The 24,719-nt window shown below is 55.6% G+C and carries 23 protein-coding genes; 2 read left to right on the forward strand and 21 right to left on the reverse strand.

Annotation, left to right across the window (positions count from 1 at the left end; translation table 11 throughout):
- Positions 1 to 50: 50 nt before the first annotated feature.
- On the forward strand, positions 51 to 269 hold the full coding sequence (locus tag SLH47_RS23625) for a hypothetical protein (RefSeq protein ID WP_413785673.1): 219 nt from the start codon (positions 51 to 53) through the stop codon (positions 267 to 269).
- Between the two features lie 367 nt (positions 270 to 636).
- Here SLH47_RS23625 and SLH47_RS23630 read toward each other — a convergent pair whose 3' ends face one another.
- The 7 genes from SLH47_RS23630 to SLH47_RS23655 form a co-directional block, all read right to left on the reverse strand.
- The gene (locus SLH47_RS23630) at positions 637 to 1,065 is read right to left on the reverse strand and encodes a hypothetical protein (protein ID WP_320243254.1); all 429 of its coding nucleotides are present in this window, start codon (positions 1,063 to 1,065) and stop codon (positions 637 to 639) included.
- Entirely contained in the window at positions 1,056 to 1,178 is a 123-nt protein-coding gene (locus tag SLH47_RS26435) for a transposase domain-containing protein (RefSeq protein ID WP_413785671.1), read from the reverse strand. Before SLH47_RS26435 ends, SLH47_RS23630 begins: the two co-directional genes overlap by 10 nt.
- A gap of 38 nt (positions 1,179 to 1,216) precedes the next feature.
- A complete protein-coding gene (locus SLH47_RS23635; protein WP_320243256.1) occupies positions 1,217 to 4,432 on the reverse strand; it encodes an autotransporter outer membrane beta-barrel domain-containing protein in 3,216 nt (1,071 codons plus the stop codon).
- 85 nt (positions 4,433 to 4,517) lie between these two features.
- On the reverse strand, positions 4,518 to 4,886 hold the full coding sequence (locus SLH47_RS23640; RefSeq protein WP_320243257.1) for a hypothetical protein: 369 nt from the start codon (positions 4,884 to 4,886) through the stop codon (positions 4,518 to 4,520).
- Positions 4,887 to 5,014: 128 nt separating this feature from the next.
- A complete protein-coding gene (locus SLH47_RS23645; RefSeq protein ID WP_320243259.1) occupies positions 5,015 to 5,401 on the reverse strand; it encodes a thermonuclease family protein in 387 nt (128 codons plus the stop codon).
- 117 nt (positions 5,402 to 5,518) lie between these two features.
- Complete coding sequence (locus tag SLH47_RS23650) at positions 5,519 to 5,962, reverse strand: hypothetical protein (RefSeq protein WP_320243261.1); 444 nt, start codon at positions 5,960 to 5,962, stop codon at positions 5,519 to 5,521.
- A gap of 73 nt (positions 5,963 to 6,035) precedes the next feature.
- A complete protein-coding gene (locus SLH47_RS23655; protein WP_320243263.1) occupies positions 6,036 to 6,248 on the reverse strand; it encodes a hypothetical protein in 213 nt (70 codons plus the stop codon).
- Positions 6,249 to 7,069: 821 nt separating this feature from the next.
- Between SLH47_RS23655 and mutL the strand changes: the two genes are divergently transcribed.
- Positions 7,070 to 8,950, forward strand: a complete 1,881-nt coding sequence (gene mutL, locus SLH47_RS23660; protein WP_320243265.1) for a DNA mismatch repair endonuclease MutL — start codon at positions 7,070 to 7,072, stop codon at positions 8,948 to 8,950.
- A 425-nt stretch (positions 8,951 to 9,375) separates the two neighbouring features.
- Here the strand turns inward: mutL and SLH47_RS23665 are convergent, their stop codons facing one another.
- Genes SLH47_RS23665 through SLH47_RS23730 form a run of 14 tightly spaced genes read right to left on the reverse strand, consistent with a single transcriptional unit; the run spans position 9,376 to position 24,530 of the window.
- A complete protein-coding gene (locus SLH47_RS23665) occupies positions 9,376 to 11,841 on the reverse strand; it encodes a type IV secretory system conjugative DNA transfer family protein (protein WP_320243267.1) in 2,466 nt (821 codons plus the stop codon).
- Positions 11,831 to 12,319 (reverse strand): hypothetical protein, encoded by a 489-nt coding sequence (locus tag SLH47_RS23670; protein ID WP_320243268.1) that lies wholly within the window; start codon positions 12,317 to 12,319, stop codon positions 11,831 to 11,833. Before SLH47_RS23670 ends, SLH47_RS23665 begins: the two co-directional genes overlap by 11 nt.
- Positions 12,316 to 13,536, reverse strand: a complete 1,221-nt coding sequence (locus SLH47_RS23675; RefSeq protein ID WP_320243270.1) for a DUF1173 family protein — start codon at positions 13,534 to 13,536, stop codon at positions 12,316 to 12,318. Before SLH47_RS23675 ends, SLH47_RS23670 begins: the two co-directional genes overlap by 4 nt.
- A 1-nt stretch (position 13,537) precedes the next feature.
- Positions 13,538 to 13,936 carry a hypothetical protein gene (locus tag SLH47_RS23680; protein ID WP_320243272.1) on the reverse strand — a complete coding sequence of 133 codons (399 nt, stop codon included), beginning with the start codon at positions 13,934 to 13,936 and terminating at the stop codon, positions 13,538 to 13,540.
- Complete coding sequence (locus SLH47_RS23685) at positions 13,933 to 15,087, reverse strand: hypothetical protein (RefSeq protein WP_320243274.1); 1,155 nt, start codon at positions 15,085 to 15,087, stop codon at positions 13,933 to 13,935. Before SLH47_RS23685 ends, SLH47_RS23680 begins: the two co-directional genes overlap by 4 nt.
- 9 nt (positions 15,088 to 15,096) lie before the next feature.
- Positions 15,097 to 15,741, reverse strand: coding sequence for a hypothetical protein (locus tag SLH47_RS23690; protein WP_320243276.1), 645 nt, complete (start codon positions 15,739 to 15,741; stop codon positions 15,097 to 15,099).
- A gap of 59 nt (positions 15,742 to 15,800) precedes the next feature.
- Positions 15,801 to 17,126: a hypothetical protein gene (locus SLH47_RS23695; RefSeq protein WP_320243278.1), complete on the reverse strand. Its 1,326-nt coding sequence runs from the start codon at positions 17,124 to 17,126 to the stop codon at positions 15,801 to 15,803.
- A 38-nt stretch (positions 17,127 to 17,164) separates the two neighbouring features.
- The gene (locus SLH47_RS23700) at positions 17,165 to 18,985 is read right to left on the reverse strand and encodes a TrbI/VirB10 family protein (RefSeq protein WP_320243280.1); all 1,821 of its coding nucleotides are present in this window, start codon (positions 18,983 to 18,985) and stop codon (positions 17,165 to 17,167) included.
- Entirely contained in the window at positions 18,985 to 19,713 is a 729-nt protein-coding gene (locus SLH47_RS23705) for a type IV secretion system protein (RefSeq protein WP_320243282.1), read from the reverse strand. Before SLH47_RS23705 ends, SLH47_RS23700 begins: the two co-directional genes overlap by 1 nt.
- Entirely contained in the window at positions 19,713 to 20,333 is a 621-nt protein-coding gene (locus SLH47_RS23710) for a type IV secretion system protein (RefSeq protein ID WP_320243284.1), read from the reverse strand. The genes SLH47_RS23705 and SLH47_RS23710 overlap by 1 nt, the downstream gene beginning before the upstream one ends.
- 41 nt (positions 20,334 to 20,374) lie before the next feature.
- Positions 20,375 to 21,562 carry a type IV secretion system protein gene (locus SLH47_RS23715; protein WP_320243285.1) on the reverse strand — a complete coding sequence of 396 codons (1,188 nt, stop codon included), beginning with the start codon at positions 21,560 to 21,562 and terminating at the stop codon, positions 20,375 to 20,377.
- Positions 21,563 to 21,582: 20 nt separating this feature from the next.
- Positions 21,583 to 22,404, reverse strand: a complete 822-nt coding sequence (locus tag SLH47_RS23720; RefSeq protein WP_320243287.1) for a hypothetical protein — start codon at positions 22,402 to 22,404, stop codon at positions 21,583 to 21,585.
- A 9-nt stretch (positions 22,405 to 22,413) separates the two neighbouring features.
- Entirely contained in the window at positions 22,414 to 23,205 is a 792-nt protein-coding gene (locus SLH47_RS23725; RefSeq protein WP_320243289.1) for a hypothetical protein, read from the reverse strand.
- The gene (locus tag SLH47_RS23730) at positions 23,202 to 24,530 is read right to left on the reverse strand and encodes a hypothetical protein (protein ID WP_320243291.1); all 1,329 of its coding nucleotides are present in this window, start codon (positions 24,528 to 24,530) and stop codon (positions 23,202 to 23,204) included. Before SLH47_RS23730 ends, SLH47_RS23725 begins: the two co-directional genes overlap by 4 nt.
- Positions 24,531 to 24,719 lie beyond the last annotated feature (189 nt).

The raw sequence follows: 24,719 nt of genomic DNA on the forward strand, positions 1-24,719 counted from the left end.
GGCAGGCTCCTGAAGGACACGCCATCGCGATGGACTGGTGCGAAGGCTTCATGGAGGCGGTGAAGCTTGATGTCGCGACCTGGGATACCTTTGGACAGTCTGCAATAGGTGCGAAGCTGATGATGCCGATCCTGGTTCATATGTTTGATAACGACGGCAACTCAATGTTCGAGATTGCGGAGGAGAATATTGATCAGACCCTAAAAGTCGCTGCAGAGGCTGTTCTCCAGGTCGTGCCATTGATCTACCGGGAGATGCGACAAAGATAGCGACCCAATCGATCCGCGATCTCTGATACCGATATTTTGGCTTCAAGCCACTTTGCAAGCTTGCGTTGTTCGCCCCGCTTCAGGTGACAGTAGTGGCTTCCCGTTCTTCATACTCCATACAACTCTCTGTTTTAGTACAGAATTTGCAATTCGTATGGCGGATGGGCATTTGCAGATCGTGGCGCGGGGCACGCCGCAAAACGATTTTGGGATTTCAATCTAGCGCTGTCGTGCGGCTCTGTCGCGTAGGGAGCAAGTCGCCAGGCGATCACTTACGCGCAGCTGCCCACGCAGCGTAGCAGGCAATGCTCAAGCCCAAAAAGCCGGGTTCAATGGACGGAAGGAGATTAGCAGTATCTTGCCCGGGTCAGTCGTGACTTTTCAGCCGACGTAGTGAGCTGCGGCAAGTGGTCGTCAAGATGATGGCGCTTATGGCGATCAAAGTGGTGGTCGTTAGTATGGGTGCAGTGATGCAGCCCTCTGAGTTGGCGGAATTCGTGACGTCATCGGCTTCAATCCAGGTGCTTATGTTCAGGACCATGATTGCAAACAGCAGTGTTACTGTGATGGAGGCGATCCAGGTTTTTCTGAGTAAAACAGCCGCAACGGTTAACACCAAAACGATCAGGCCCAAAGGCTCAATGAAGAACAAGGTCAGGTCTTCAAATTGGTTGATCGGGCCATCAGCTGGGTTCCAGCCTGGCCGAACTTTGTCACAAACTTCAGCCGCAGCCGGTGTGGACGCGATCACTCCACCCGCAGTCGCCCAACTGCGCTTGAGTAACTCTAGTTCCAAGGGAACAACTCCTGCACTTTCGTGATCTTGTAACCGGGGATGCGGGCGATGGTGTCGGCGAGCCAGGTTTGCGGGTCTACCTTGCGATGAACCAATTTGCGGCAACGTCTCATTCTGGCCTGCGCCGGCAGTCACATACAGTGCTGTTTCTCTAGAACACCACTTTCAGCCCTGCATTTGCGCTGAGGGCACTGGTGTCGCCCGCATTGCTGAGCCCGGTGGCATAGGCAACGTCGCCGAAGAGATCCACACGCTCGGTCAGGACATAGCTACCGCCAAGTCCGGCCCCAAGCGTCCAGGGCTCACGCTCCGTCGTCAGCGACGTGCCCGCCACCTCCACCTCACTGCCCGCACCAAACTCATGGTACAGGTTCACAATGCCATAGAGGCCACTCTCCCCACGCTCCTGCGCCGCGACCTCAAGCCCAAGCCGCAGCTGCTGGCTGGTCGCATCGCTCAGCGCGACCGCCTCCTGGTGCGCCTCACTCGTGAAGTCACTGAACGTCACTGACGACAGGCTCAGCTGGGATTGCGGCGTCACCGTCAGCCGCGTGCCCAGATCAAGCTGCTGTCCCGCCTCCAGCGACAGCGCATAGCCCGTCCCGCTGTTGCCCTCGGTCAGGGTCCCAAGCCTGTCCGAGGTCAGATCGCTGGTGTAGGAGGTCAGCGTCACCTGCCCGTCAACATAGAACCGGCGCGCATCATACCACGTGGCGGCCAGCCCAAGGCCCAGGCCACTGGTCTCGATCGACCCGTCCCCCAGGTCAGAGCTGACATCCGTACTGCCCGTCCCGTAGGAGAACATCAGCCCGCCCACAAGAAGCCCCGCATCACTGCTGTTCAGGGTCAGATCCGCCCCGATCTCCATCTCCCACAGACTGCTCTCAAGTGCCGCCCCTGTGGTGCTGTGCTCTTCCGACGTGGTCAGCTGCTCTGTCCCCATCCGGATCCACAGCGGCGTGCCGGTATCCTGATCAGCCGCATCAGCCCCTGCGCCGCCCCAGGCCAGGCTCCGGAAGTCCTGCGCACTGCCCCGTGCGTCCAGCCCAGAGGGCGCATTAAACGCCAGCAGCGACGCACCATAGCTGTCATAGAGCGGCGCGGACGGTTGATAGGTGACTTCACCGCGCTTCGACCGCGCGTTCAATCCCCAACCACCGCCCGTCTCAACCAGCCTGTAGAGATAGGCGCCCGAGATAACAGTACGCTCCTCTTCCGGGGTGACATAGTTGCCCATCAGGGTGAAGGTTGCGTCATCGGACGCTCCGCCAACTGTGACCAGGTTAAGCTCAAGCGGGGCGTCCGTAGGAGCAATGCTATCCAGGCCAGCAATCAACAGCATCGTCTCGCCCGACGCGTCGCCGGTGATCTCAAGCCTGTCGGTGTTCACACCATCGTCGTCCATACGCGCATCCAAGGCAAAGACACTCGATCCCGATCCGGTGTAGTTGCCCTCAATGGTGATCACATCCCCCGCAGTCCGGTCCTGCACGCTCAAGGTACCACTATTGGTCACATCACCGACGATGGTCACGGCGCTGCCAGACGCGTTGGCCACTTTGCCTGCAATGGACGTCCCCGTGGGGGTGCCCCCGCCAGACATGCTGAATACAGATCCTGCCTCTATCGAGAGATCCATATCCAGCCTGGAACCCTTATCCAGGCTCAACTTCGTCCCATCCTTCAGTGTAAGATGCTCCCAGTCGCTGACGTTCTCCATTGAGGTCATCGTTCGCCCACTTAAAATCAGCTGATCATTGTCACCTGCACCACCGTCCAGGATATAGGACCCATCATACTCAGTGGCGGCCGATATGGTGACTGTATCGTTGCCCGCGCCGGCATAGATATCCCCGGTGAAACGGCCGCTCGTCAGGGTCAGGATATCATCCCCTACCCCAAGACGCACAGCGCCGGTAACTGTGCCTGCCGACATGATCTCCGTACCACCATCCCCGTCCTGTATCGCAATACGAGAGTCCCCTGCCGTCACGGTAGCGCCGCTGGCAATATCAATCATCCCTCCAGCGCTGGAGATCGTGCGGATCGCAGCGCCATTGTCAGCGCCACCTGTCAAGCGACCGACTACGTCCACGTCAAAGCCTGTTGCACCCTCAGCGCGGATCCCGTCTGCATTCATTCCGGAAGCCGTGACCACGGCGTTCTCACCCAGGTCAACAACAGCCGGCCCGCCTTCCGATACTGCGTTAAGCCCGTGTGCGTCTGCTCCTTGGGTGGTGACCGAGCCGCCTATCATTGTGAGGCGCTCCCAGTTGATGACGTTCTCCATTGAGGTCATGGTTTGACCATGCAAGGTCAGGTGATCATCGCCACCCTCGCCGCCGTCCAGGGTATAGGAAAAGTCATAGGTGGCTGTGGAAGAAATCGTGAGACTATCGTCCCCCGCCCCAAGACGCACATCACCGGTCAGTTCCCCTGCCGAAGTGACGACCGCATCCCCATCCCCGTCCTGTATTGCAAGACCAGACATCCCGGCGTTCACCTCGGCACCGCTGTCGATATCAATCGTCCCGCCAGGGCTGGACGTCGTTCGTATCGCGGCGCCGTTGATAGCTCCTTTAGTGGATGTCGCTTCCCTGAACGCTCCGCCACTCACAACTCCCGCCACGTCGATGTCAAACCCGCTTGCACCCTGAACGTGAATGCCGTCTGCACCGGCTCCGGAAGCCGTGACAGTGGCGCTCACGCCCAGGTCGACAACAGCCTGACCGCCCAACGATATCGCCGAAATTCCAACAGCATCTTCGCCACTCGTGGTGACCGTGCCGCCCACCATTTGCGCCCTTGCCTCACCAGCGCCAGAATTCCCCACCACAAGCCCATCGGCAAGGTCACCCGTTGTATTGACTGCCCCGTCAGTCATATGCACGGTCGCCGCGGCTGTACCCGACCCATTGGTGAAGAACGAAACAACTCCAAATCCACCTATGCCAGTCGTGGTGACCGCGCCGCCCTCTATTTGTACAGAGATTTCACCTTCACCCGTCCCACTCCCAGACACACTCACCCCTTTGCCACTCACCTCGATGCTAGGGCCGTCGGCTGGAGGTACCGGAAGTATCAGAGTGAGCCCGTCAGAAAAGGCATAGTTGATGCCATCAGTGTAGTTGGGGTAGCTGGAATCGCTAGCGCCACATGTGACGGTGTCTTGGCCAGCCCTATCCGTCCCACACTCATTGTCCGCATGCGCCGCGCCGCCGGTGAACAGAACCGCAGCCGTCGCCGCAACCAAGCACCCTGGCGCAAGGCTCGCCACCTGCCCCTTGAACTTGGTCAGACGACCGCCCCGAATAAAAACATTGAGCGGACGAACGACTGGCTGGATGTCCAAGGGTTCGTTTTTCATCCTGAAACTCTCCTGTGTGGTGTATTGCGAACGTGTTTGAACGGGGTCGGAAAGGCACCGCCCCGCCCCTTAGGCGGTCACTGGGTTAGCGGAAATGCGGGTTTAACAATGGCGTCTGCCGCAGGCTTTGTTTGAGCCTCAGCCAGAGGTGAACCACCGTCGGCGATCGGCAGAGCGCTGTTTCGGCACAGTCCATCCTGATCGTGGAAAAGTGCGAGGGGGTCACATCAGACCCCAAACTGCTAACAGCCACAGCGCGTGTCAGGCCATCCAATCCAGAAACCGTGATCAGACCGTAAGGATGATGTAGCCGGTGGGTGCTGCTGTCTGCGCCGACGCGCAGCATGAACCGGTGATATGACAGGCCGAACCGACCTGTTAGCAACAGGCTAGATTTATTGCGGATACTGACGGTTTTCAGCCAAACACACGCAGGCCATTCGATGTGCACCATACTGAACAATAGAACCAGCTTGCAGCCTTAAGGAAATTCCAAAATCCTATGCTTGGATAGGCACCAGCTATGACTGGATGTGCACCGACAATCGTGTGACAGAGTTTTCTATATCCGGCTTGCGCAACTTAGCAGTATCTTGCCCGTGTCAGTCGTGACTTCGCGGCTGGCGTTTCGAGATGCGCATAGCGGCCACCAGAATACCTGGCGCAGTCGAGCGCGTAGCCAGCTGCAATAACTGCCGCGCCAATGTCCTCACCTTCAGCATAGCAAACTCCAACCCAGCGATCATGGGTGCGCTCCCCGCTAAAATCACAGGTCACCTGCTTTCCCCTGAGAAAAGTCACCATCCATCGGCGAGACTCCTGCCCGGCACGCGTTCCAAGTTCCGGTGCATCAACGCCATTCAGTCGTACCGGCGTCCCTCTCACAACGATTGTGTCAGCGTCTCGAACGTGGACTTCGGCCATTGCTTTGATCGGCAACCACAAAGCTCCGAGAAGCACACCTGCCATTAAGACGTGGGTAATTGATCTGCACCTTTGTTGAAATCATGATCAGTTATTAAATCTGTGCTACCCGAACAAGTCCTAGTGCTCGGCATCATATTGTTCCGCCCAAAGTCGGTCTTGTTATAGCTGCGCTTCATGGCGGTCTTGCCGTTTCTGATAAATCGTCATGATGTCGTAGGTGGAAAGGCCATATTTCTCAGCAAGTGCTGGTACGCTATCGGGGTTGGCACGTATTGCCTTCCAGACGCGGTCGACCTCGGTCGCTTTGATCTCATAAGCTCGAGTGAGGCTGATATCCAGCGTCTCGGCAATCTGACGATAGGATTCGCCATTAACGTGGCGCCGGAGCAGTTCGCGCCTGATCTTGGCTCTTTCGTCGAGGTACTGCCGATGTCGTTTTTTCTTGGCCAAGCCAGCCTCCAACAACGTTGTGTTTGCCAACAAAAACGTGTTGAGCGATTTAAAGTCGAGGCCGTGCCTGAACATAACTGTGACAATGTCGGCGACAATTATCTCAGCCTCGGCCGTTCGATGGCGAGTTTTATTGGAAGCTTGTTTATGCATTTTGTGCCTTGCTGACGGTGCCGAAATGCGATTCACACGGTGAATGGCGTCGAGAGTTAATGGAAGTAGCGGCTCATCGCTCTTGTTTTCTGGCCTTCTGAGCACGGTACTCTCGTTCCATTCTTTCGCCTTCAGCCTTCATATCTTCAGCGTCTGCGAAACCATACGCCTGTGCCCAAAGATCCGCCCATTCTTGCGCCAACATCTCAGACTCTTCCGGTGAAAGTGGTTCGATATCTAAGTCACCGCAGCTCAAATCGCTTGTCCCTGCCACTCTGTTAATCATGGGTCTTATCAATGAATATGACTGCGGCTTGGGTCCGCTCTAAAACGGCACCGATAAACCTGCAGCCTTCGCTCCAGCTCTGTAGCCTTCGTTCTTTGCTTCATGATCATGTAGAGCCAGAACGCTTGCTGTTTTGCCGTGACTGGGTCTTTCGTGATCAACTCTGCTACAGAGCTCTTGAGCCAATTGGGGGCATGCTTTGATACGAGCACTCTTCCCACGGATGGCACTTCAAAAGGGCCCAGCACTGTTAACAGCCTTTCTCTACACAGGCGCGTCGTGACTCCGCTGAACGCTGCACTGTGGCTGACGCCACCACCGAAAGGCTTGGTGCGACGTCCGCCACCTGACCCTTGAACCTGGTCAAACGATCACCCCGAACTAAAACGTCGAACAGAAGAACGGCTGGCTGGGTGCCCAAGGGTTCATTTGTCATTCTGGAATACTCCTGTAGGGGCCAAAGTTGAAACAGGGGGAAATTGCAGCCGCCAATACTCATTTCCAACGAGCGCGCTTGTCCAAACCAACAGCAGATCACATCAGAAAACCCCCAGACTCTCCCTCTTGTGGGGATAAGGGAACGCCTGGGGGCAGGCTTGGTCTATAAAACAATTACAGCAGGGTTGGTGCCCGAAATAAAATACAGATAAGCAATGCTTCGATAGGGTAATCCTATTCATCTGCGCGCCGTAAGAGGTTGAATGCCGGACGGGGCAGAATCCTGGTGAGGTAATTGTCAAAGTTCCCTCTTTGTTCTACTATGACTCATCGCGTTCCATTTCCGGGACATCATGATTTGTAGACTTACGGGAACCTTTGAGATGCTCGATGAAAATGCAGGATCCAGAGTTGCGCCGCGTATCCGCCAACTCGACGATGCAGCAATAAACCGCATTGCTGCTGGCGAAGTTGTCGAACGACCAGCATCGGCTGTGAAGGAACTGGTCGAGAACGCGATTGATGCGATGGCAACCCGGATTACGATCGATATCGCTGACGGCGGCAAAACACTGATCCGTGTTACGGACGATGGGTATGGCATTCCGGCCGAGGATTTGCCACTGGCCCTGTCTCGTCATGCGACGTCCAAGCTGGACGGGTCCGACTTACTCAACATTCATACCTTTGGGTTTCGTGGTGAGGCTTTGCCGGCTCTTGGAGCTGTGGGGCGACTGACAATCACAACTCGTGTGGCTGATGAAGAGGCGGCTTCGATCCATGTTTCTGGTGGAGATATGGAAGCTGTGAAACCCGCAGCCCTACACACCGGTACTGTTGTGGAACTCTGTGACCTGTTCTTTGCAACACCGGCCCGCTTGAAGTTCATGCGCACTGATCGCGCAGAAGCACAAGCGATTTCAGATGTTGTTAAGCGGCTTTCCATGGCCGAGCCCTCAGTCACGTTTGTCTTACGAGACGTATCTGGTGGAGGTGAAGGACGTGTTGTCTTCCGGGCGGATCGTGAGAGCGGTGATTTGTTTGATGCATTGCACGCAAGGCTCGCAAAGGTCTTAGGCCATGACTTTGCGGACAACGCATTGCGGATTGATGCGACTCGGGATGGGCTTCGGCTTTACGGATATGCGGCCCTCCCAACCTATTCGCGGGGCGCTGCGGTGTCGCAATTCCTTTACGTCAACGGCCGTCCAGTACGTGACAAGTTGCTCGTCGGGGCGCTTCGGGGCGCCTACTCCGATTTTCTCAGTCGCGACCGCCACCCTGCTGCGGTGCTGTTCATAGATTGCGAACCCACCCTGGTGGATGTCAATGTCCATCCTGCGAAATCTGAGGTCCGGTTCCGCGACCCAGGTGTAGCCCGTGGGTTAATCGTCTCGGCTTTGAAGCATGCTTTGGCCGATGCAGGGCATAGGGCCTCGACGACTGTTTCTGAGGCAACACTGGGTGCAATGAGACCGGAGTCAATAAAGCCCGGCCCAACCCGAGTCTATCAAATGGATCGGCCATCAAATGCGGCGCGGAGTACGGCATATCAAGCTCAGACTCCTGCGTTTGACGAGCTTGCCAATGATCTGAGCGGCAACACTCCGGAGCTCAGTGTTCCAGAAGGTTCTTCCTCATCTGAGCCAGCACCTATCCAGGAACCCGACATGCCTGCAGAAAGCCTTCCGCTTGGTGCAGCCCGCGGACAGGTGCATGAAAACTACATCATCGCGCAAACATCTGACGGTATAGTGATCGTAGACCAACATGCAGCACATGAAAGACTGGTCTACGAGAAACTGAAACACCAGATGGCGAAAGACGGCATCGCTGCCCAAGCACTTCTGATTCCGGAAATAGTGGAGCTTCCGGAGGAAGATTGCTCGCGGCTGATGGAAGTGGCCGAGGAACTCAGTGGTATGGGATTGACCATCGAACCATTTGGGGGAAATGCCATTGCTGTGCGAGAGACACCCGCTATTCTGGGTGAAGTCGATGCACAGTCCTTGCTTCTCGACGTTTTGGACGAACTCTCAGATCAGGGCGAAAGCCAAATCGTAAAAGCGAAAATCGACGCCATCCTCAGCCGTGTTGCTTGTCACGGATCTATTCGATCAGGACGTTGGATGCGCGCAGAAGAAATGAACGCATTGCTCCGTGAAATGGAGGCAACACCGCATTCCGGTCAGTGCAACCATGGACGACCAACCTATGTGGAATTGAAGCTCGCCGATATTGAAAGGCTCTTCGGACGCACTTGACGACCGCAACAGGTTCAATGCCTGTTCGGCTTCCATGGGCGCTCTTGTAGGATGTCGACAGTGCCCGCGTCAGACAAGCATGAGCATTTTCGATTTTCCCGACATGACGAGATTACGTCATTACGTTGCTCGTGGTTTTGGCAATGACCCCAAGCGCTTCACGAACACGACGTCTGGGCTGTACATAGCATAAGATCGCATAACGCGCTCCACAGCAGCGTGTTCTGCGTGGACGGCGCTGATATGTGTTATCCTGGTGCCATGGATACTGATGGTGATTTCAAATCTGTCCGGCCTTTGAAGCGGTTTTGCTTTTGAGACGCCCATCGCGTTGCCTAGTCATACTTTATGTTGGTCAGGGCTGCCTGCCTTGGCGGCTTTGCGTCTGTGGCAAGCCCAAACGTCGAGCAATATAGACGTCACCATTATCGATCTATCCCTCGGATCTTCTTCAGCATCTCAGAGCGTGTGAAGTACATCGCCTTGCTCGCCATGATTGGCTTGGAGTCCCGAGTCAAAATAATCGCGCCGTGGCGTGGAATTTCAGAGATTTGCCGCGCCGAAAGTAAGGGCATTTCTCTCAATTGTTCGCTGCGGGTGGTTCCCGATTGAACCCTCATGATGCTATCTGTAGTCGAGCTTTTTGAGTGACTAAGCGTTTCGACAACTTCGGTACTGGTACCGAGCATTCCGGAAAGGTCTTCTGCTCGGGTTTTCGACTGAACCCAGCCCAGGACTTTCGCTTCCGTTCCATTCATCCAAGCTTCCGCGCCCTCCCTTTCCCAAACGCCCTCTACCTCGCCCCAGGTTTGGTAGATCATCATGAGATGCAGGCCGTATCCTCGGCCTTCGTCTCGAATGAGAGGAAGAATGTCTAGTTTCCCGAGGCTTTTTGCCTCGTCGATAATGATCAGACGCCGCGCCAAAGGTTTCTCAGGTGTGACACCTATTTGGGCTCCAATGAGAATGCTGCCAAGTAAGAGACGGATCAACGGTTCAAACGTCTTAAGCGTCAATGTCGATACGTTGACGAAAATGTCCGTTTTTGGGTCGAGAGCGATATTTGATTTATTGGATCCCTCAGGGCTGCTGACATATGCCGCCGTGTCCGGGTACTCCGCAAAGTTAAGCTTATTGGTAATCGGTCGAATGAAGCTGTCAAAGCCACGCTCATCGATTGCCTTGGCTCGTTCGAGGGCATTGACGACAAACGGAACATCCGCGTGAAGTGCCGCCACATCGGCAGCACGTTCCAGGACCTCTTCCATATCGCCAGATAGGAACTTCAAGATATCCGCCGGAATGCATTGGCTCTTGGATTTCATGAAGTGGTAGAGAAGGGGTGTCAGTAGGTCGACGCTTCTCTCCCGGAAATACTCGTGTTCTGCCGACGCGGACCTGGGGACAAGTAAGTCCGCGATTGTTCTATAAGTCGACAGTTCATTTCCAATGAGTGGTTCCAACATCCGAAAAGGGTCCAAGCCATCATCGCTTCCAATCTTGATCGGATTGAAGCCCATTGCACGGCGTGCAGCTTTCGTGAGTTCGTATATCTCCCCCTTGGGATCCACCACTATAACGGGGCCATTATACGTCAGGACATTCGGAATCACGATCCCGCTGCTCTTGTAGCCACCTGTCTCGGACACGACGAGTACGTGCCCATTACCTGCTGCGGGGTCTATCGTCAGCAAATCACCTTTGCCCTGCCTACCCCATGTTGATGGTTCCTTATGCTTAAAATTGGGTGTTTCCTTGATTGGATCGGTCAATTCTCCAAGAACGATCCCGCCGGGTACAGACATGTTGCGCCGGATAGTGCTGCGGTCTTCCCAGGTAGCATTATGCAGGCCCTTAACGGCGCGCGACTTTTTCTTGTTCCCTAAGCGGTCGTGACCATCTCGGAGCCACTCATATGTTACCCGGACGCCGCAACAGCTTACGAAGAACGTCAGCGCAGCCATAATCAAAACCAAACTGGATCCTGAATCGATTTGCAAACGTTGGGGAGCGTTAAGCACGCCACGAAACGACAGCGCAATTTCACTGACTTGCCAATAACTTCCGTATAATACGGCGAGGCTGCTAAACAATATCACAGGGCCACACGCGTGGAAGCGCCGATAATGCACTCTGAAGACAATCCAAAGTAAAGCGGGTGCACTCCACCAGGCAGCCATCGTGGCGAGTTGTTTGATAACAACCGTGGCCTCACCAGTCACAGCAATGTGTGAGCGCCATACCGCTATGTGGTATGGGGTGTTTGACAAGAAAACTGCAATGAATGGCAAGGCACTAAGGAGCCAAAATAGGAAAACCTGGATGCCACGGCGCTGGCTTTGGCTTATGTTTTTATCAAACCACAGCGAGGTTGTTTTAACCGGTTTCCAACGATCCAGACCAGTAGCTCGTAGGGCAGATCCAACCAGAGTGTCATGGTCACCTGATATGGATTGCGCCTGCGCAAATAAAGCCATGCACAATCGTATCCCGAGCGCACCGAGCAGGAACCACCCCGCGTACCAGGCCATGATCTTCAGCATGACGGGCGAGATTTGGAAGCCGTTTGCAAAGGTGAGCGATGCTTTCAATTGCAATAGCAACGGACCTGTCAAAGTGGATGTTGAGTAGAAAAAGAAGAAAGCAATACCCACAAATATCGGCCCAAACAGACTGGGTCTGATGGACCGCATGGTGACGCTACCTGTGATGGTTGCGATGAGAAGGGCCAACAAGAGTTGCCAGTTATAGACAACAAAATCATGGAACTGGATGTTACGCGCCAACATGTCTTCCATGCGTGCGCGCCCGACAAAATGGACCTGCACGATGGCTGTCAGAATGCATGCAAACCCAAACACAAAAGCTGTGAAGAAATTTTCACGTGTCATGGGGTGGCTCCCTGTCAGCATCATTCGTTTCGGAATCGCCGTTCCCGTCTAACCAATCCGCCATGATCTCTTTGTTGCGGGCCGCGACGTTGGCGTCCTTGTGCTGGGACAGAAACTTCTCAAGTTCACCTGCAACCCACTCAAACTCTTCTGGCCGGTGGTTGATCTGCGCTATCAAAAAAGAACCCAGGAGAATCTTGCGCTGTGCGTCAAGGCGACGGGCGGCATCGCGCATTCGGGAATTGAGCTTTGTCATGCGGTCCTCGAGCTTTCTCAGTTGAGAATGTTTCGGTGTCATGGTGGCAAGGGTCTGCTTGAACATCTCGTCGATGTCCGCTGTCTTGATCGCCTGGCTAAAATAGCCGGCGCGTTTGGCGACGGCGATCAGACGCGCTTCTTCACGGGTGCGGACGCGTTTGATCTCCTCCTCAAGTTCGTTCGGCGACATTGACGCCACCGTGGGTTTGTTATTGTTCATGCAGGTGTTCCCCCAACATGCCGCGATCCTGGCGCTGCGATCGTTGGCATGACCACCTCATTTCCCCAAATCCAATGCGGGTAGTCTTCCTCCTGCAGAGCGGTCTGGATGTCGCGGATCGTTTCAACTGATGCGCCAGGTGGCGTCACAAACATCGCAATGGGGTTCTCGGTGTCGCTGAGCAGAACAGATGCAATGGTCGCGTCAGGCGGCAGGTTAAACCTCTGTTGCTTGATAAAGCGACGCTTCTGGCTGACCAGTGTTTCCAGAAGCTTGGCTTCCTTTACATGTTCGAAGGGCAGGAACTCGCGGGTCACAAGTATCATGCCGATAGTCTGTAAGGCTGGATATCCGGCCTTCGTCATTGTGAACGTGGCAATCGCAATCGGCATCGCGCCATCGACTATGCTTGCCAGGATCAATTGCTCTTCAAATACCCGGTTGAATCGCTTTGTCAGGTCAGCATCCGCAAAAAAACTACAATCGGGGATATGCTTGAATGTGAATTTTGAGCCGTAAATGGAAGGTTGATGAGATTTGTACTCGGCAATGAGAATGCCGACAGAGGTGCCACCTGGACTCATGCGCGCGATCTGATCGAACTTGCGGGTACGTTCCTCGGTCAGTTGCGCGGCACGGGGTACGCTAAAAGGTTCAGGAATATAGACGACATCACCAAGGCTCAAACCCTTGGCGATTTTGCTGTCCATCCCCCGGCGCAGAGCAGAACACACGACACCCCACCACCTTTTGCCCTCCATCGCAGGAACCCATTTCACCAGATCGGCCTCATGCCACAGATAATGCAGCAAAGCTGTCAGGCTCATTTTCTTGGGGTTGCTGATGGCTTCGGTTGCAGTTGCCCCCGACGCGGAAGGTGGTGCCGCCTGGTTGCGTCGTTTGGTGAGGGGAAAGCCCAGCTTGAGAAGTGTGGTCCCCTCATCGGCGGATTCAACAATGGCAGTCCCGTTGAGTTCGGACAGGCCCGAAAGATGCTCTGGCGCTTCAAAGGCATCACAGTCAGGGGCATGCCGCGGACCCGTCCCTGGCATACGCTTCACGTAGAAACGCGCCCCTATCTTTGTAATGTACATCTCCTGGGGCGGCCGCGTGCAGCGGCATTCAACACGTGTGCGCGTTTTGTGGGCTTCTTCCAGTGCGGCCTGCGCATCTTGCGCGGACAGATCCAACGCGCAATCATTCAAGTAAAGCAACATGCTATGTCTCCCACGTGATGAATGGTCGCCACCAGCCCTGGATTTGCGAAGGCTCCACTCTGCCAATGAGATCACTGTCGATGGCAAAAGCCCCCCTGCCCGCGACTTCGAGCGATCCATTTGCAAGACGTTTGCGAATGCGTTTGAGAAGTGCGGTGTTCTCCGGAGCTGCCGGGTGACAAACCTGGTCGAAGAAGAAGAACACGGCGTGGTCTTGCCGCAGACAAAACGATACGTAAGTTGCTTTTTCGCGCGAGGTGCGAACGTAAAGCCCCAGTGGTGCCGAGCTGGTCCAATTGATCGTAAACCTGGTCTGTGGGGGCAGGATCTTGATCACCAGGATGGCGATGAAGGCCACGAAGAGAAGAAGAAACCAGATCGGTGGTTTGCGTCTCTTCAATTGACCGCTCCTTCTGCCAGGCGAAGGATGTTGTGTCCGCTATCGGCATGGAAAACACGCACGCCAAGCAGTCGCCCCATGTCCGCGCTGATCTTGCGGCGCAGCCCCGCTATCGGCAGCGGTTCAGTCCAATAGTCATTGGCAATGATGATCACATTGGCCGGGCGGGCAACTGATACCCGCAACCAACTGGCAAGGCTGAATCCTTCAATGCAGGAGAGCCACTGGGTATGGGGGCGCATGTCATCCTGATGAATGACCGCGGGAAGAAAAGGCCAAGGGTTCCCGGTAATCCCGGGTATGCCCACTTGCGCAGCATATGCGAGTGGAAGGTCCCTGCAATCACTATCCGGACGCAGAATGCGCACCTGTGCACGGCCCGTTCCGGCTTCCTGGATACCGAGGTAAACAGTGGCATTCCGCGAAGGAAGCACACGGCACAACATCTGGATTTCGAGGTGGTCCTGCGATGCCAGGATGTTCTCGCCAGTGATGTAGGTCTCCCCATCCTGCAGCTGGGTGATGACTGCCATCATTTTTCCGCGCTTCGTCGACATGATGCTGGCGTTTGTCGCAACCTCTTCCCAACTCTCTGACGATGCCAGCTCGCGCCCGGATTGAGACCCCGAGGTAAAGCTTTGCATGGCAAGCCCTAATACCCCGGCAAGTATCATCGCGACCGCAAAGCTGTTTGAGTATCGGCGCTTTGAACGGAAACCTTCAATTGCGCCGCAACCAGCAATGACCAATGCAAGCGACCAGATTGTACTGTCAGCAATGAAGAACCCCGTCGCAAGCAAGGGATGCCCCGGAAAGAAAGGGATTATTGCCAGGACAAGTAATGAAATTGTCACACCAAAAGATCCAACCATCGCGGAACACAAGCCTGCAGCAACCAACCCGCCCATGATGACCAGCCATGGGGCGTATCCCATTTGGATCAATCCCCACCCCGCCATGAGCGCGATCGCCAGGAAGTAGGGTGCGACGATCAGCCCACGCAACATGCGCCAGCGCATGCAAAGGGCTGCAACGAACGGCAGAACAGCGACAACAAGCGGCACCGCTTCAACGAAAAACCCGGCGTAAACAGCCCCAATGGCAAGCATTGCGGCCAGGTAATGTTTGCGTCTTGATCGTCTCTCTCGCATGGCTAGTCCCTAGTTGGAGTACGTCCTCATGTTCCAGACAGCAGCCTGTCCCAGTTCTCGTTCAGCATCGATCTCCGCTTGCATCTGCGCGACCCGGGCGCGGTAAGACAGAACCGCAGCACCGCCATCAACCAGTTGGGTCAATTGCCCACCGTCGCCTTGAAGCATTGCCATGAAATTTTTCGTGGTTGTGAGAGTACGGTTACCCGCGATCCCATCATATGCCGATTTGCCAGTATCGGGCCCTGATAACAGCGGCAAAGCCGCCCAGATATACGCAATGCAGTTTCCGTATTGCACGACATTGTTGCGACGCGCTTTGCATTCCAACAACAACAGATCCGCCAGGTGATCCTGCATGTGACGGTCAAACAGTGCATTACGATCAATGCCATGCTTGTTCACGAGGCCACGCAAGGTGCGCTGAATGATTTGGTATGCGCCGGACGCGGTCGATATGACGTCACCCTGTGATCTCTGCCATGCCATGACCTCGCCCACAGTCATTTGTGTCAGAGGACGAGGTGGCGCTAATCTCATTCCAGGATGATAGAGATCGTAATCACTGGTGGCCTCATAGTGGCGAATGAATGCCCGCACCTGTTCTGAATTGGCTGTGACCGGCCCTGCAATAGCGGGGTCAGGTATGACCACGAACGCGAGGCTCGAGATTGTGCAAAAGAGCAATGTTCTCACCAAGCCGAATAATTGATTCACGCGGAAACTCCTCTTACAACGGCGAGTTTTGTCATGGTTCGCGGCACCGCGACCAAAAGCACAAGCGCAACGAGATCCAGGGTTAAAGCGGCAAAGGCCCGGCCCAGTATTCCCGATGCGGCGCTCAGATCTCTCGTCAGATCCAGTGTCGCAAACAGGATGATGGTGATTGTCAGAATCTGCAGAAAAGCTCCGAGAAGCTTTGCCAGCACGCCAAAAGCCACATGCTGTGTGCCGCTCAAGGAGCCAAGTCCCAGCAGGATCGCCGAGGCAGCCAGTACGATCAGAGACCGCATATACACAAAGATCACTGCGCCCAACTGCAAGGCCAACACGATCAGGTTGCACAACGTTGCAGCCAAAACGCCGCCATAGACCCAGGTTGACAAAGCATACCCGGCTTCCATGTTGCGGCTGAACAAGATCATCCGATCCCGGATGAGTGTTGCCAGCGAAAAGCCTTCCGAGCCGATTGTATCGTTGGAGACTTGCGTGGCTGCTCTGGCTGTCCACGTTAAAATGTCGCCAAAGTTGGTGATCACCACCCAAAGCAGTAATGTGAGCGGCAGCAGGAATACCATGCTCGCGATCATGGCCTCCAGTCCTTCGCCCATAATCGCAAGGCGGCCGAACATGAACACGAGCTGCACCGCCAACAGGCTCCACAACAACCAGATTGCCACTTGGGAATATCGATCGACGATCCTGGCGGATTGCTCCCGGATGTTCTCTAACAGGGCTTCAATGCTGAGCCCGACGCGTAAGCCCGCGCGCACAATTGCGGATCGGGTTCTGATCTCCGAAAGCCCAATTTCACAGGCCATGAATGCCATGTAGCTGTCTGGATCGATCAGGGCGTGATTGCCTGCGATCCCTTCGTAGGTCGAGACGCCACGCCCCGGACCCGTAACACGCGGCAAGGCGGCCCAAACGCCAGAAATCCGATTTGCGACATTCGGGTCCGTGGTGCCGTTCGTATAACCGATATCCGCGAGCAAGGCGGCACCCAACCGATCCTGTGTCCTCGGACTGAACCGATCTGACGGGCGCACAACACCCTGTGCAACCAGACTCTCCAGGGTGGCCCGAATAACCTGATACCGACCCGCTGCAGAGGACACGGCAGTACGGGACGCTTCGCGCTGCCAATTGATCACCTCCTGCACCGTCATGCTGGTGATCGGCGCGGGCGGCATCAGTTTTACGCCGCTATAGACTTGATTATATCCCTCAGGGGCCTCAAGACTGCCGATGAACTCCAACATCTGCGATGTCGTGCAGGCCTGCACTCCGATTGGCGTGAGGACGATCATCAAAGCCATCCAAATGGATGCGCTAAAGCGTCGTGTCATATTTGCGATTAAGCAGAACACACGTGATCTTTTGTTGCCTGAACCGCGGGGATCTCGCTGGGCAGATATGTCAGGCCATATGTCTGCATCACGTGCTCAAAACGCAAAATGTACTGACACTGAAACCCTGCCGCTGGTGGCAACCACTGATCGTAGCCTTGTGCCCCTTTTGTGCTGATTGCGGTTGGATCGACCGCCAACAGGTTTATGGGGTCATTGGCGAACTGAGACCTGGTTTCTGCGCTCCAGTTTGCACCGCCCCGGATATGCGCCCAGGCCAACGGCACAAGATGATCGATCGCAAGCTGGTTTGCTTGTGTGAATACCACATCTGTATAGGGGTCGAGCCAACGGCCAGTCACAATCCCGCATCCATCTGCGGTGCGTGTTATTGGGCCCATCGACAAAAGCTCAAGCATCTCGTCGCGGGTATCCTGGCAATCGCCGTCTATGTCTGCCCAACCGCCATATAAGGCGGGATCATAGGGGATGTGCGTTGCACCAGCGTTGGCCGGCATGATGCGCGTTTGATGATCCCCACTCATGGGACTGACGTCACCACGGTGTTGAACAGCGTCAGGGAAGAAAAAGTCTCGCGTAATCTGAACGTTGATGTAGGTCCCTGCCTCGATGCGGAATATCGAACCGCGCGCCAGGCTTTCGTTGATGTAAGCCGTCCCAACACGATCGACCCCCTGCCCCAACGCAATTTGTGCTGCCGCGCCAAGTGTTGCGGCGTCACTGGAGCTTTGGGTTTGCCCAACCGATCCCGCCAGGTTCAGCAGCGCTGTCTGGAAAACAGCAATCAAGAAGCCTTGTCGCCGCCGCCCTTCGACACCAACACCGCCACCCTCAGCGAGTGCGACTGCGCTATCGAGCTCAACCATGTTCCCATTCGGAAACCGCACTCTGTTCCAGATAATACCCATGCGGCGCTGACCCGGGGAAGACGCTCTGATGTATTCCCCCAACAATTGGGAGCCCTGAGGAATGACGATAACTCTGCCCGTATCTGTATCCCAGACATTGGTCGTCACCATTGCACGCACGAGCCCCGGTAACTCGGAGTCTATGGCATCCAGCAGTCCAGCACGAATAACCGTGCCTGCCGCAAGGATATGACCGCTCTGGGCCGGCTCAGCGCTTCCTGGAGAGACAGGGAGTGGATCGACACGGTCAAGCTCAGAGCGCGCCGCTGCACGGCGCTCCTCTTCCAGCCGACGCGCTTCCTCTGCCGCTGCACGTTGTGATGCCCCATAAAGGTCTTCAGGGCTATGAATGCTGTCACCCAATGGCGCGGTTGACGCCTCTTGTGCTCTTACGGCGCGACGTTCGTCTTCGCGTTGTTGTGCTTCAAGAATGACCCGGATTTCGTCCGACATTGGCTCCGCGCTGCGCTGTTGCACAACCGGAGTGCCTTGCTCATTGTTGATTTGTGCCATGGCCGCGGCGGTTGGGTCTAAACCTGCGATGGGCAAATCAGGTTCGTTGCGTATATCAGGTTCGGTGGCCACATCAGGCTGTTCACGCAGCGCCGGCACCTCAGGTTGTGCATCAACCTCAAACGACCGCTCGGTTTCAAATTGGGAATTGTCGGCAATCCATTGCTCAGAACCGTAACGCGTTTGATCTTCTCCAACGTATCGCTCGGCGCGCGCCTCACCGAGTTCGTCGTTGATCGCCTGGCTGGGACCCTCCCCTTGCAGTCCTGAAAAAAGCGAAGACAAGGAAATGCCAACGACGGAAAGAACCGCAGTGGACATTACACCTACCACTGCCGTGATGAGGAGTGTGCGGCGTAGGAAAGCTCCGGGCAGTTTATCGGCCATCATCCATCTCCCAAATAATCAAACCAGTAATCCTGGACGAAAAGGCCAAACGGATTTGTGGCCAAGGCGTCCGCATCCTGGGGTTCGGCTTCACCCACAACCAATGTGCCCTGGTAAAGCCCCGTGAGAGGCGCCAGATTGGGGTCATTGGGTGAAACAATTTCACGCCATTCTACAACCCAACTGTTTCCACCCTTGTAGACGACAGAGGTGACCTCGACGCGGCGCGTCAGTTGGCCAAGGAATGCACGTGGCGTTCTCTCGGGATCTTCCAGGAATTCCATGGTGCGCCGTTCACCCGCTGTTGATGGCGCGAGAAAAGCAAACAGCCGCGCGACGTCACGACGTAAGACCTCCCGATCTGCAGGTATGGACCGCAAACGCTCAACAAACGTTGCTAGCTCACGACGCGCTACCCCTTCCGGCAGTCGCGAAATCGATGCCGTCTCAAGAGCACGTGGCGGGATCAATTCAGCGGATGACACGAGGAACGGGACATAACCCTCACGCGACTTGACAGCGATCAAGGCTGCAAGGCTCGCCGCCAAGACTATGACGCCTATCCCGGTGACGAGTTGTGCCTGACGGGCCAGACTTTGATAAGAGCCGTGACGATCACTCCACACCTGCTCGGCCAATTCGTAAGGGTTGCCACTGGCGCCTGTCGCCACCTGGTTCTCTGAACCCTGGTGGTTTTCTGCAATGAGCCGCCTGATCCATCTCAACATCAGCTTGCATCCCGCAATCGAACCACATCAAAGTCTTCCACCCCCAGTGCCGCCGGGTTATGCACCAGATCTTCCGCGCTCATCGGCGGGTTCACGACAACCCGCAAAATGCTCTGGTAACGGAATCTCGAAAAACGTTGGCCAGAGGATTTGGACCTTGATGTTTCGTTCCAGACAATCAGCCAAACGCCGGGTTCCTGAAGCTCGATACGCTCGATCTTGATTTCCCGCATACGTTCATCCGACAACACAATACGGGCCTGGGGGTTGTTGATGTTCTCGGCGTCATTTGCGTTCGAACGCGCTACCGAGTTCGCCGGCGTAAAGGCTTTCAGGCGCACCAACTGCGCCAACACCAACGCATCATCGCTCGGGATTTCACGTAGCGCGAAAATGAAATCCTGTGCAAAGCGCCGTTGCACCACCAACGGGATGTCTGACAACTCCGAAGGTTGGATGCCGAGCGCAACCCGACCTTGAGAATCTGACACAGACACAAAAGGGCGTATGTTGACGACAGTGGCTTGCCATACGGTGAGACCACCTACGACCAATGCGCTTGCCCACACACCGGCGGCGATCAATCTCCAGTATTCGAACTTGCGGCGCGCGGCATCCACCCTGGAACCGTAGTCTCTGCGCCATTGCTGCTGTTCTTGCATTACTTGTCCAACTTCAATGCAAGGCGCTCAATCATCGCGGCGGTGTTGCGGCTGACAGAATTGCCGTAGCGGGATCCAGGGTTTGTGGCGGCCGCCGCTCCGGCACCCATTCTTGCGCCCTTAAGACTTCCGGATACTGTCCCTGATCCTGCACCTTTCAGAACTGACCCGGCCGCCTGGCCTATTGATGCTGACGCTCTCATTGAGCCGATCGCGGCACCGGTTCCACCGGCCGCCGCGCCAACAACAGATCCGGTCGCAGCGCCCACAGCTGCGGCACCCGCGGTTGTCGTTGCCTGGGATGCGATGCGTGCAGCGCCATCAGACGCACCGCTTACGGCCGCACCCCCAGCGAGGTTTTGCATCGCGGTTGGGATCGTCGCCAACAGGATGACGAGGAGAACCTGAACCATGATCGCAGTCATGCTTTGCTCGAAGCCTAACGTCACACTGTCTGCACTGAGAATGGCGACGGTGATTTCTTGCATAATGGCGTAGGTCATCAAAAAACCCAGCAGCTTGAGGGCCTGCCCCAGCATCGTTCTCAGGTAGGTCACGGCTGCATCTTTGGTGCTGGACGTGCCAGCAAAGGCCAGAACAATCAGTCCGGCAAAGGCGGTGATATAAAACTCCGCGTAAACCAGGACCAGCAATGCCGCGACAATCGCCGACGTAATGACCATAATGATGGCCACCATAACGTTATAGATCGAGGCTGGCTTCCATACCGAAACCTCACCCAGCGCTGCCATCGCATAGTTGGAGCCATCACGCATGATGTTACCAACGGACGGTTCTTCGACTGTCTCGCTGCCTCTGACTTGCTGGCCAATGCGCAACGTGGTCTCGATCAGGAATTGAACGATGTCTGCCGCATTCTGCGCGAAGTACCAGGCCACACCCACAAACGCGAACCGCAAGACAAACGGTCCCACAACTTCTCCAAGGTTGGCCCCACTGATCACAGCGCGTCCAAAGGTCAACACAATATCCACTGCGAGCAGCGTCACCAAAATGCCGATGACAATGCCAGATAAGCGAACCCCCATCGTGTCAACGGCCAGTTTCAGCTGCGTGACAATGTCGTCACCAGTTTCAACGACCTCCTGGGCTGTCGCATCTGTCGCAACAAATACCGCCGCCACAGCACAGAGAGCGAAAAGGGATTTATGATGGGTCAATTGCATTCACACCTTGTCGCAGCCCATCAAGGTCGCAACCCCAGGATATCCTGGATACTGCGTCCTGTGCCCCGCTGTTGCTCAAGGTTCTCAACCGTTTGCTTGATCTCCTGCTCCGTATCGCGGCGCGCAATTTCCTGTTTATCCTGCTCACCCAACACACGGCCCCAGGCCACGGAGTTTTGCTGAAGTTGCGAGGCGGTGAGCATCCGCAGGTCCACCAATTGGCGACTCATCGCTCCCGCAAGCTCGTTGGCCACCTGCAGCGCTTGCATCTGGCCTTGCTCATTCCCGATGCGTCCCTGGATGGCGTCGATCAAAGCGGCATCGCTTTCGACATCCTCAAAGGTCAAACCGGCCTGGCGAAGCCCGCTTTCCAGAGTACCGTTCCAGGTGTCCAGCCATTCATCGTACCGCTCAGTCAGCTGGGCGTTTTCCAGAGCCGTCGGGTCATACGCATCCGCAGTAACGGCCCCCGATCGCAGGAATGTATCAAGCGCCCGACCATCACGCGCAACAGCGCCAGCCTCTTCCAGAATGCCCCGCATCTGAACGACTGTACCCGTTACCTGGTCCTTGAATTCATCTGGCAGGCCTTGCGTATTGAACATGATCGTCTCGTAGGTCTGCATCAATGTACGAACCTGCTCGAGGTTCGCGGACAAGACTTGCGACATTTGCGCAAGGCTCTCTCCTTCCAGGGCGGCCACTCTGAGCAATTGCAACTGGTTCAACCATTGTGTCGTCTCGAGAGCGCCGCCTGTCCCTGCGACGGTTCCGGCTGTGGCCGGCGCTGATGAAAGCATGGCCAGTATCAGGGCACGTTTCACTATCTGCGATGTCGACATAGTCGTCTCCTAACTTGCAGCGTCGTGTTGAAGATCTTCAATCCAGTAGTCAGGTCTCTCTGCAGCAAGACGTTTGGCACGATCACTCGCCGTCTTATCGGTCTTGGCAAAAAGGCTTAAACTTGCGGCACCAAACCTGAAGTTCATGACCCGCGACCCTTGCGGCTTCATGACGTAGTAATCTCGCTTGGGCTCAAGCATCGAGATGATTTCAATCTGGCGATCCGTCAGGTTGAACTCGCGATAGGCATCAGCTGTCTTTTTTGAAGCCGCCCTCGCATTGGGCAAAAACACATAGGAGTGCACGTTTTCAAAACTGGCACCAATACCTGAGTTGACGAAGTCACTGACTTGCTGTGTCGCCATGACGATTGAAACGTTTTTCTTCCGCACCTCCCGAAGCCATTCCGCTATTTGTGTCCTGAATAATTCGTGACGCAGGAAGGCTGCGGCTTCATCAAAAACAACCAGCGTTGGGCGACCATCAAAGCGTTGTTCACAGCGACGGAAGATATAATCCAAAGCCAACAAGGAGGTTGCCTCATCGTATTGGAACAACTCTTCAGCTTCAAATACGGTCAGCGGTTTCCATTCCAGCGTATCGATCTTTCCGTCCAGGATCGCTGGCCTGCCCTCAGACCCAAGAAAGCGCTCAACGGCTTTGCCCGCATCTTTGCCAAGAACAAAATCACGGATATCGGTGAGCGACCCACCACCCTCGTCAGAAAGATTGCGCACGGCTTCAACCAATTCATCGCCATCTTTGGGTGAGGCGTCTTTATCGACCAGACGCGGGATCATCCGGACCCATTTCTCCGCCCATTCCTGACCAACCTCCTCGATGTTGCCGAGCGGCGCGAGCCCGCGCCGAACTCGATAAAGCTGCCACCGACTGCGTTGCAAAGATGGCGACTTGAGCAATGCTTATCGAAGTAGAACACCTGCGCATTCTCGTACTTGAGAAAATGCGCGGCGATTGCGCCCAGCAACACGGACTTACCGGCTCCGGTTGGGCCAGCCACAATCGTATGCCCGACATCTTTGACATGAAGATTGAACTGGAACAGTTCACCCCTGGCGGAATGCGCCAGCATCAGAGGCGGTGATTTCGGCGGGAACTTATCACAAGGACAATACCGTTCACCGTTCCAGAACGATCGATAAGGGATAAGCGTTGCGAAGTTAAACGCCGACATTGTGCTCGAGCGGGCTTGCATCGCCATGTGACCCGGGAGTGAGCCGAGATATGCTTCCCGGGCATTCACGCGTTCCCGACGGCCTCTAAATCCATTGGCCATGAGGACCTGGTCAACAGCGGCGATCTTGCGGCGCAAGTCTCGTGCCGGATCTTCGCCATCTCCAGCCAAAACCGTAATTGTACTCGTGAGTTCGCCAAATCGAAGGCCGCGGCCCAAATCAACGGATACCCCGTCCAGGGAATTGGCCATCATGTCTGCGTGGAGATCCCGGTCCTGAGATTGCGCCCCCAGTATATTGCCCAGAAGATTGGAGCCCGCTTGCCGCCAGCGCCTGCGAAGAGCGGTGACAGCTGCGCGGGTTCTGGTCTGTGATTGAACAATATAACGGACCGTCCAGCGGTAATCGAAATCCAGGGTCTCAAGAGCTGCCAAAGCATCAAGATCATAATCCTGAGGCCAGCTCTCAATACTGATAAAAGCCGCCTCTTGCCCGTCCAGACGCGGGACTTCCTGGAATCCCGGTTGTTCGTAGTCCGCGGCTAATGCTGCGTCCAGGTAAATGTCCTGTTGCCGGGAGAGGCGTTGCTGGATCGGTCGACCGGCTGCCATCGTCGCCAACAGATCCGCAAGTTCATCCGTCTCAAACGATCCACCGGATTCCGTCTGCACTTTATGCGTTCCAAGGCGGGTCAATTTAAAGACTGAACCAAGGATGTTTTGGACGACCTCCCGACGACGTTCGAACGCCTCCAGCCGTTGTTCCATGGTCGGGAAATCATCTTCCAACGCACATCTGTAGACGACATGAATGCTGTTCTCGTAAATCTCACCTTCGGTTTCAATTTCAGCGTTTTCGCTGACCACCAGAGCCACCGCAGGTTCAAGGTGATCTACGGCGGTCTGACTGAGTTTTGCCGTGGGTGCCAAAGCCCGCCAAAGTGTGAGCCACAGGGCATCACCCTCCTGCAGCTCACTGACCCCACGCGCAACCCGCTCCAGGGTGGCGTGGAGCTCGTCAGGATCAACGCTTTCGTTGTCCAGCCCATCCAGCTTCCACCCAGCAAGAAAACCATCGTCTTTGCAGATGATCACACCCGGCGCGACGCGGTGCGCGTA

Source organism: Cognatiyoonia sp. IB215182 (genome assembly GCF_033963905.1).
In the GTDB taxonomy this organism is placed as follows: Bacteria; Pseudomonadota; Alphaproteobacteria; order Rhodobacterales; family Rhodobacteraceae; genus Yoonia.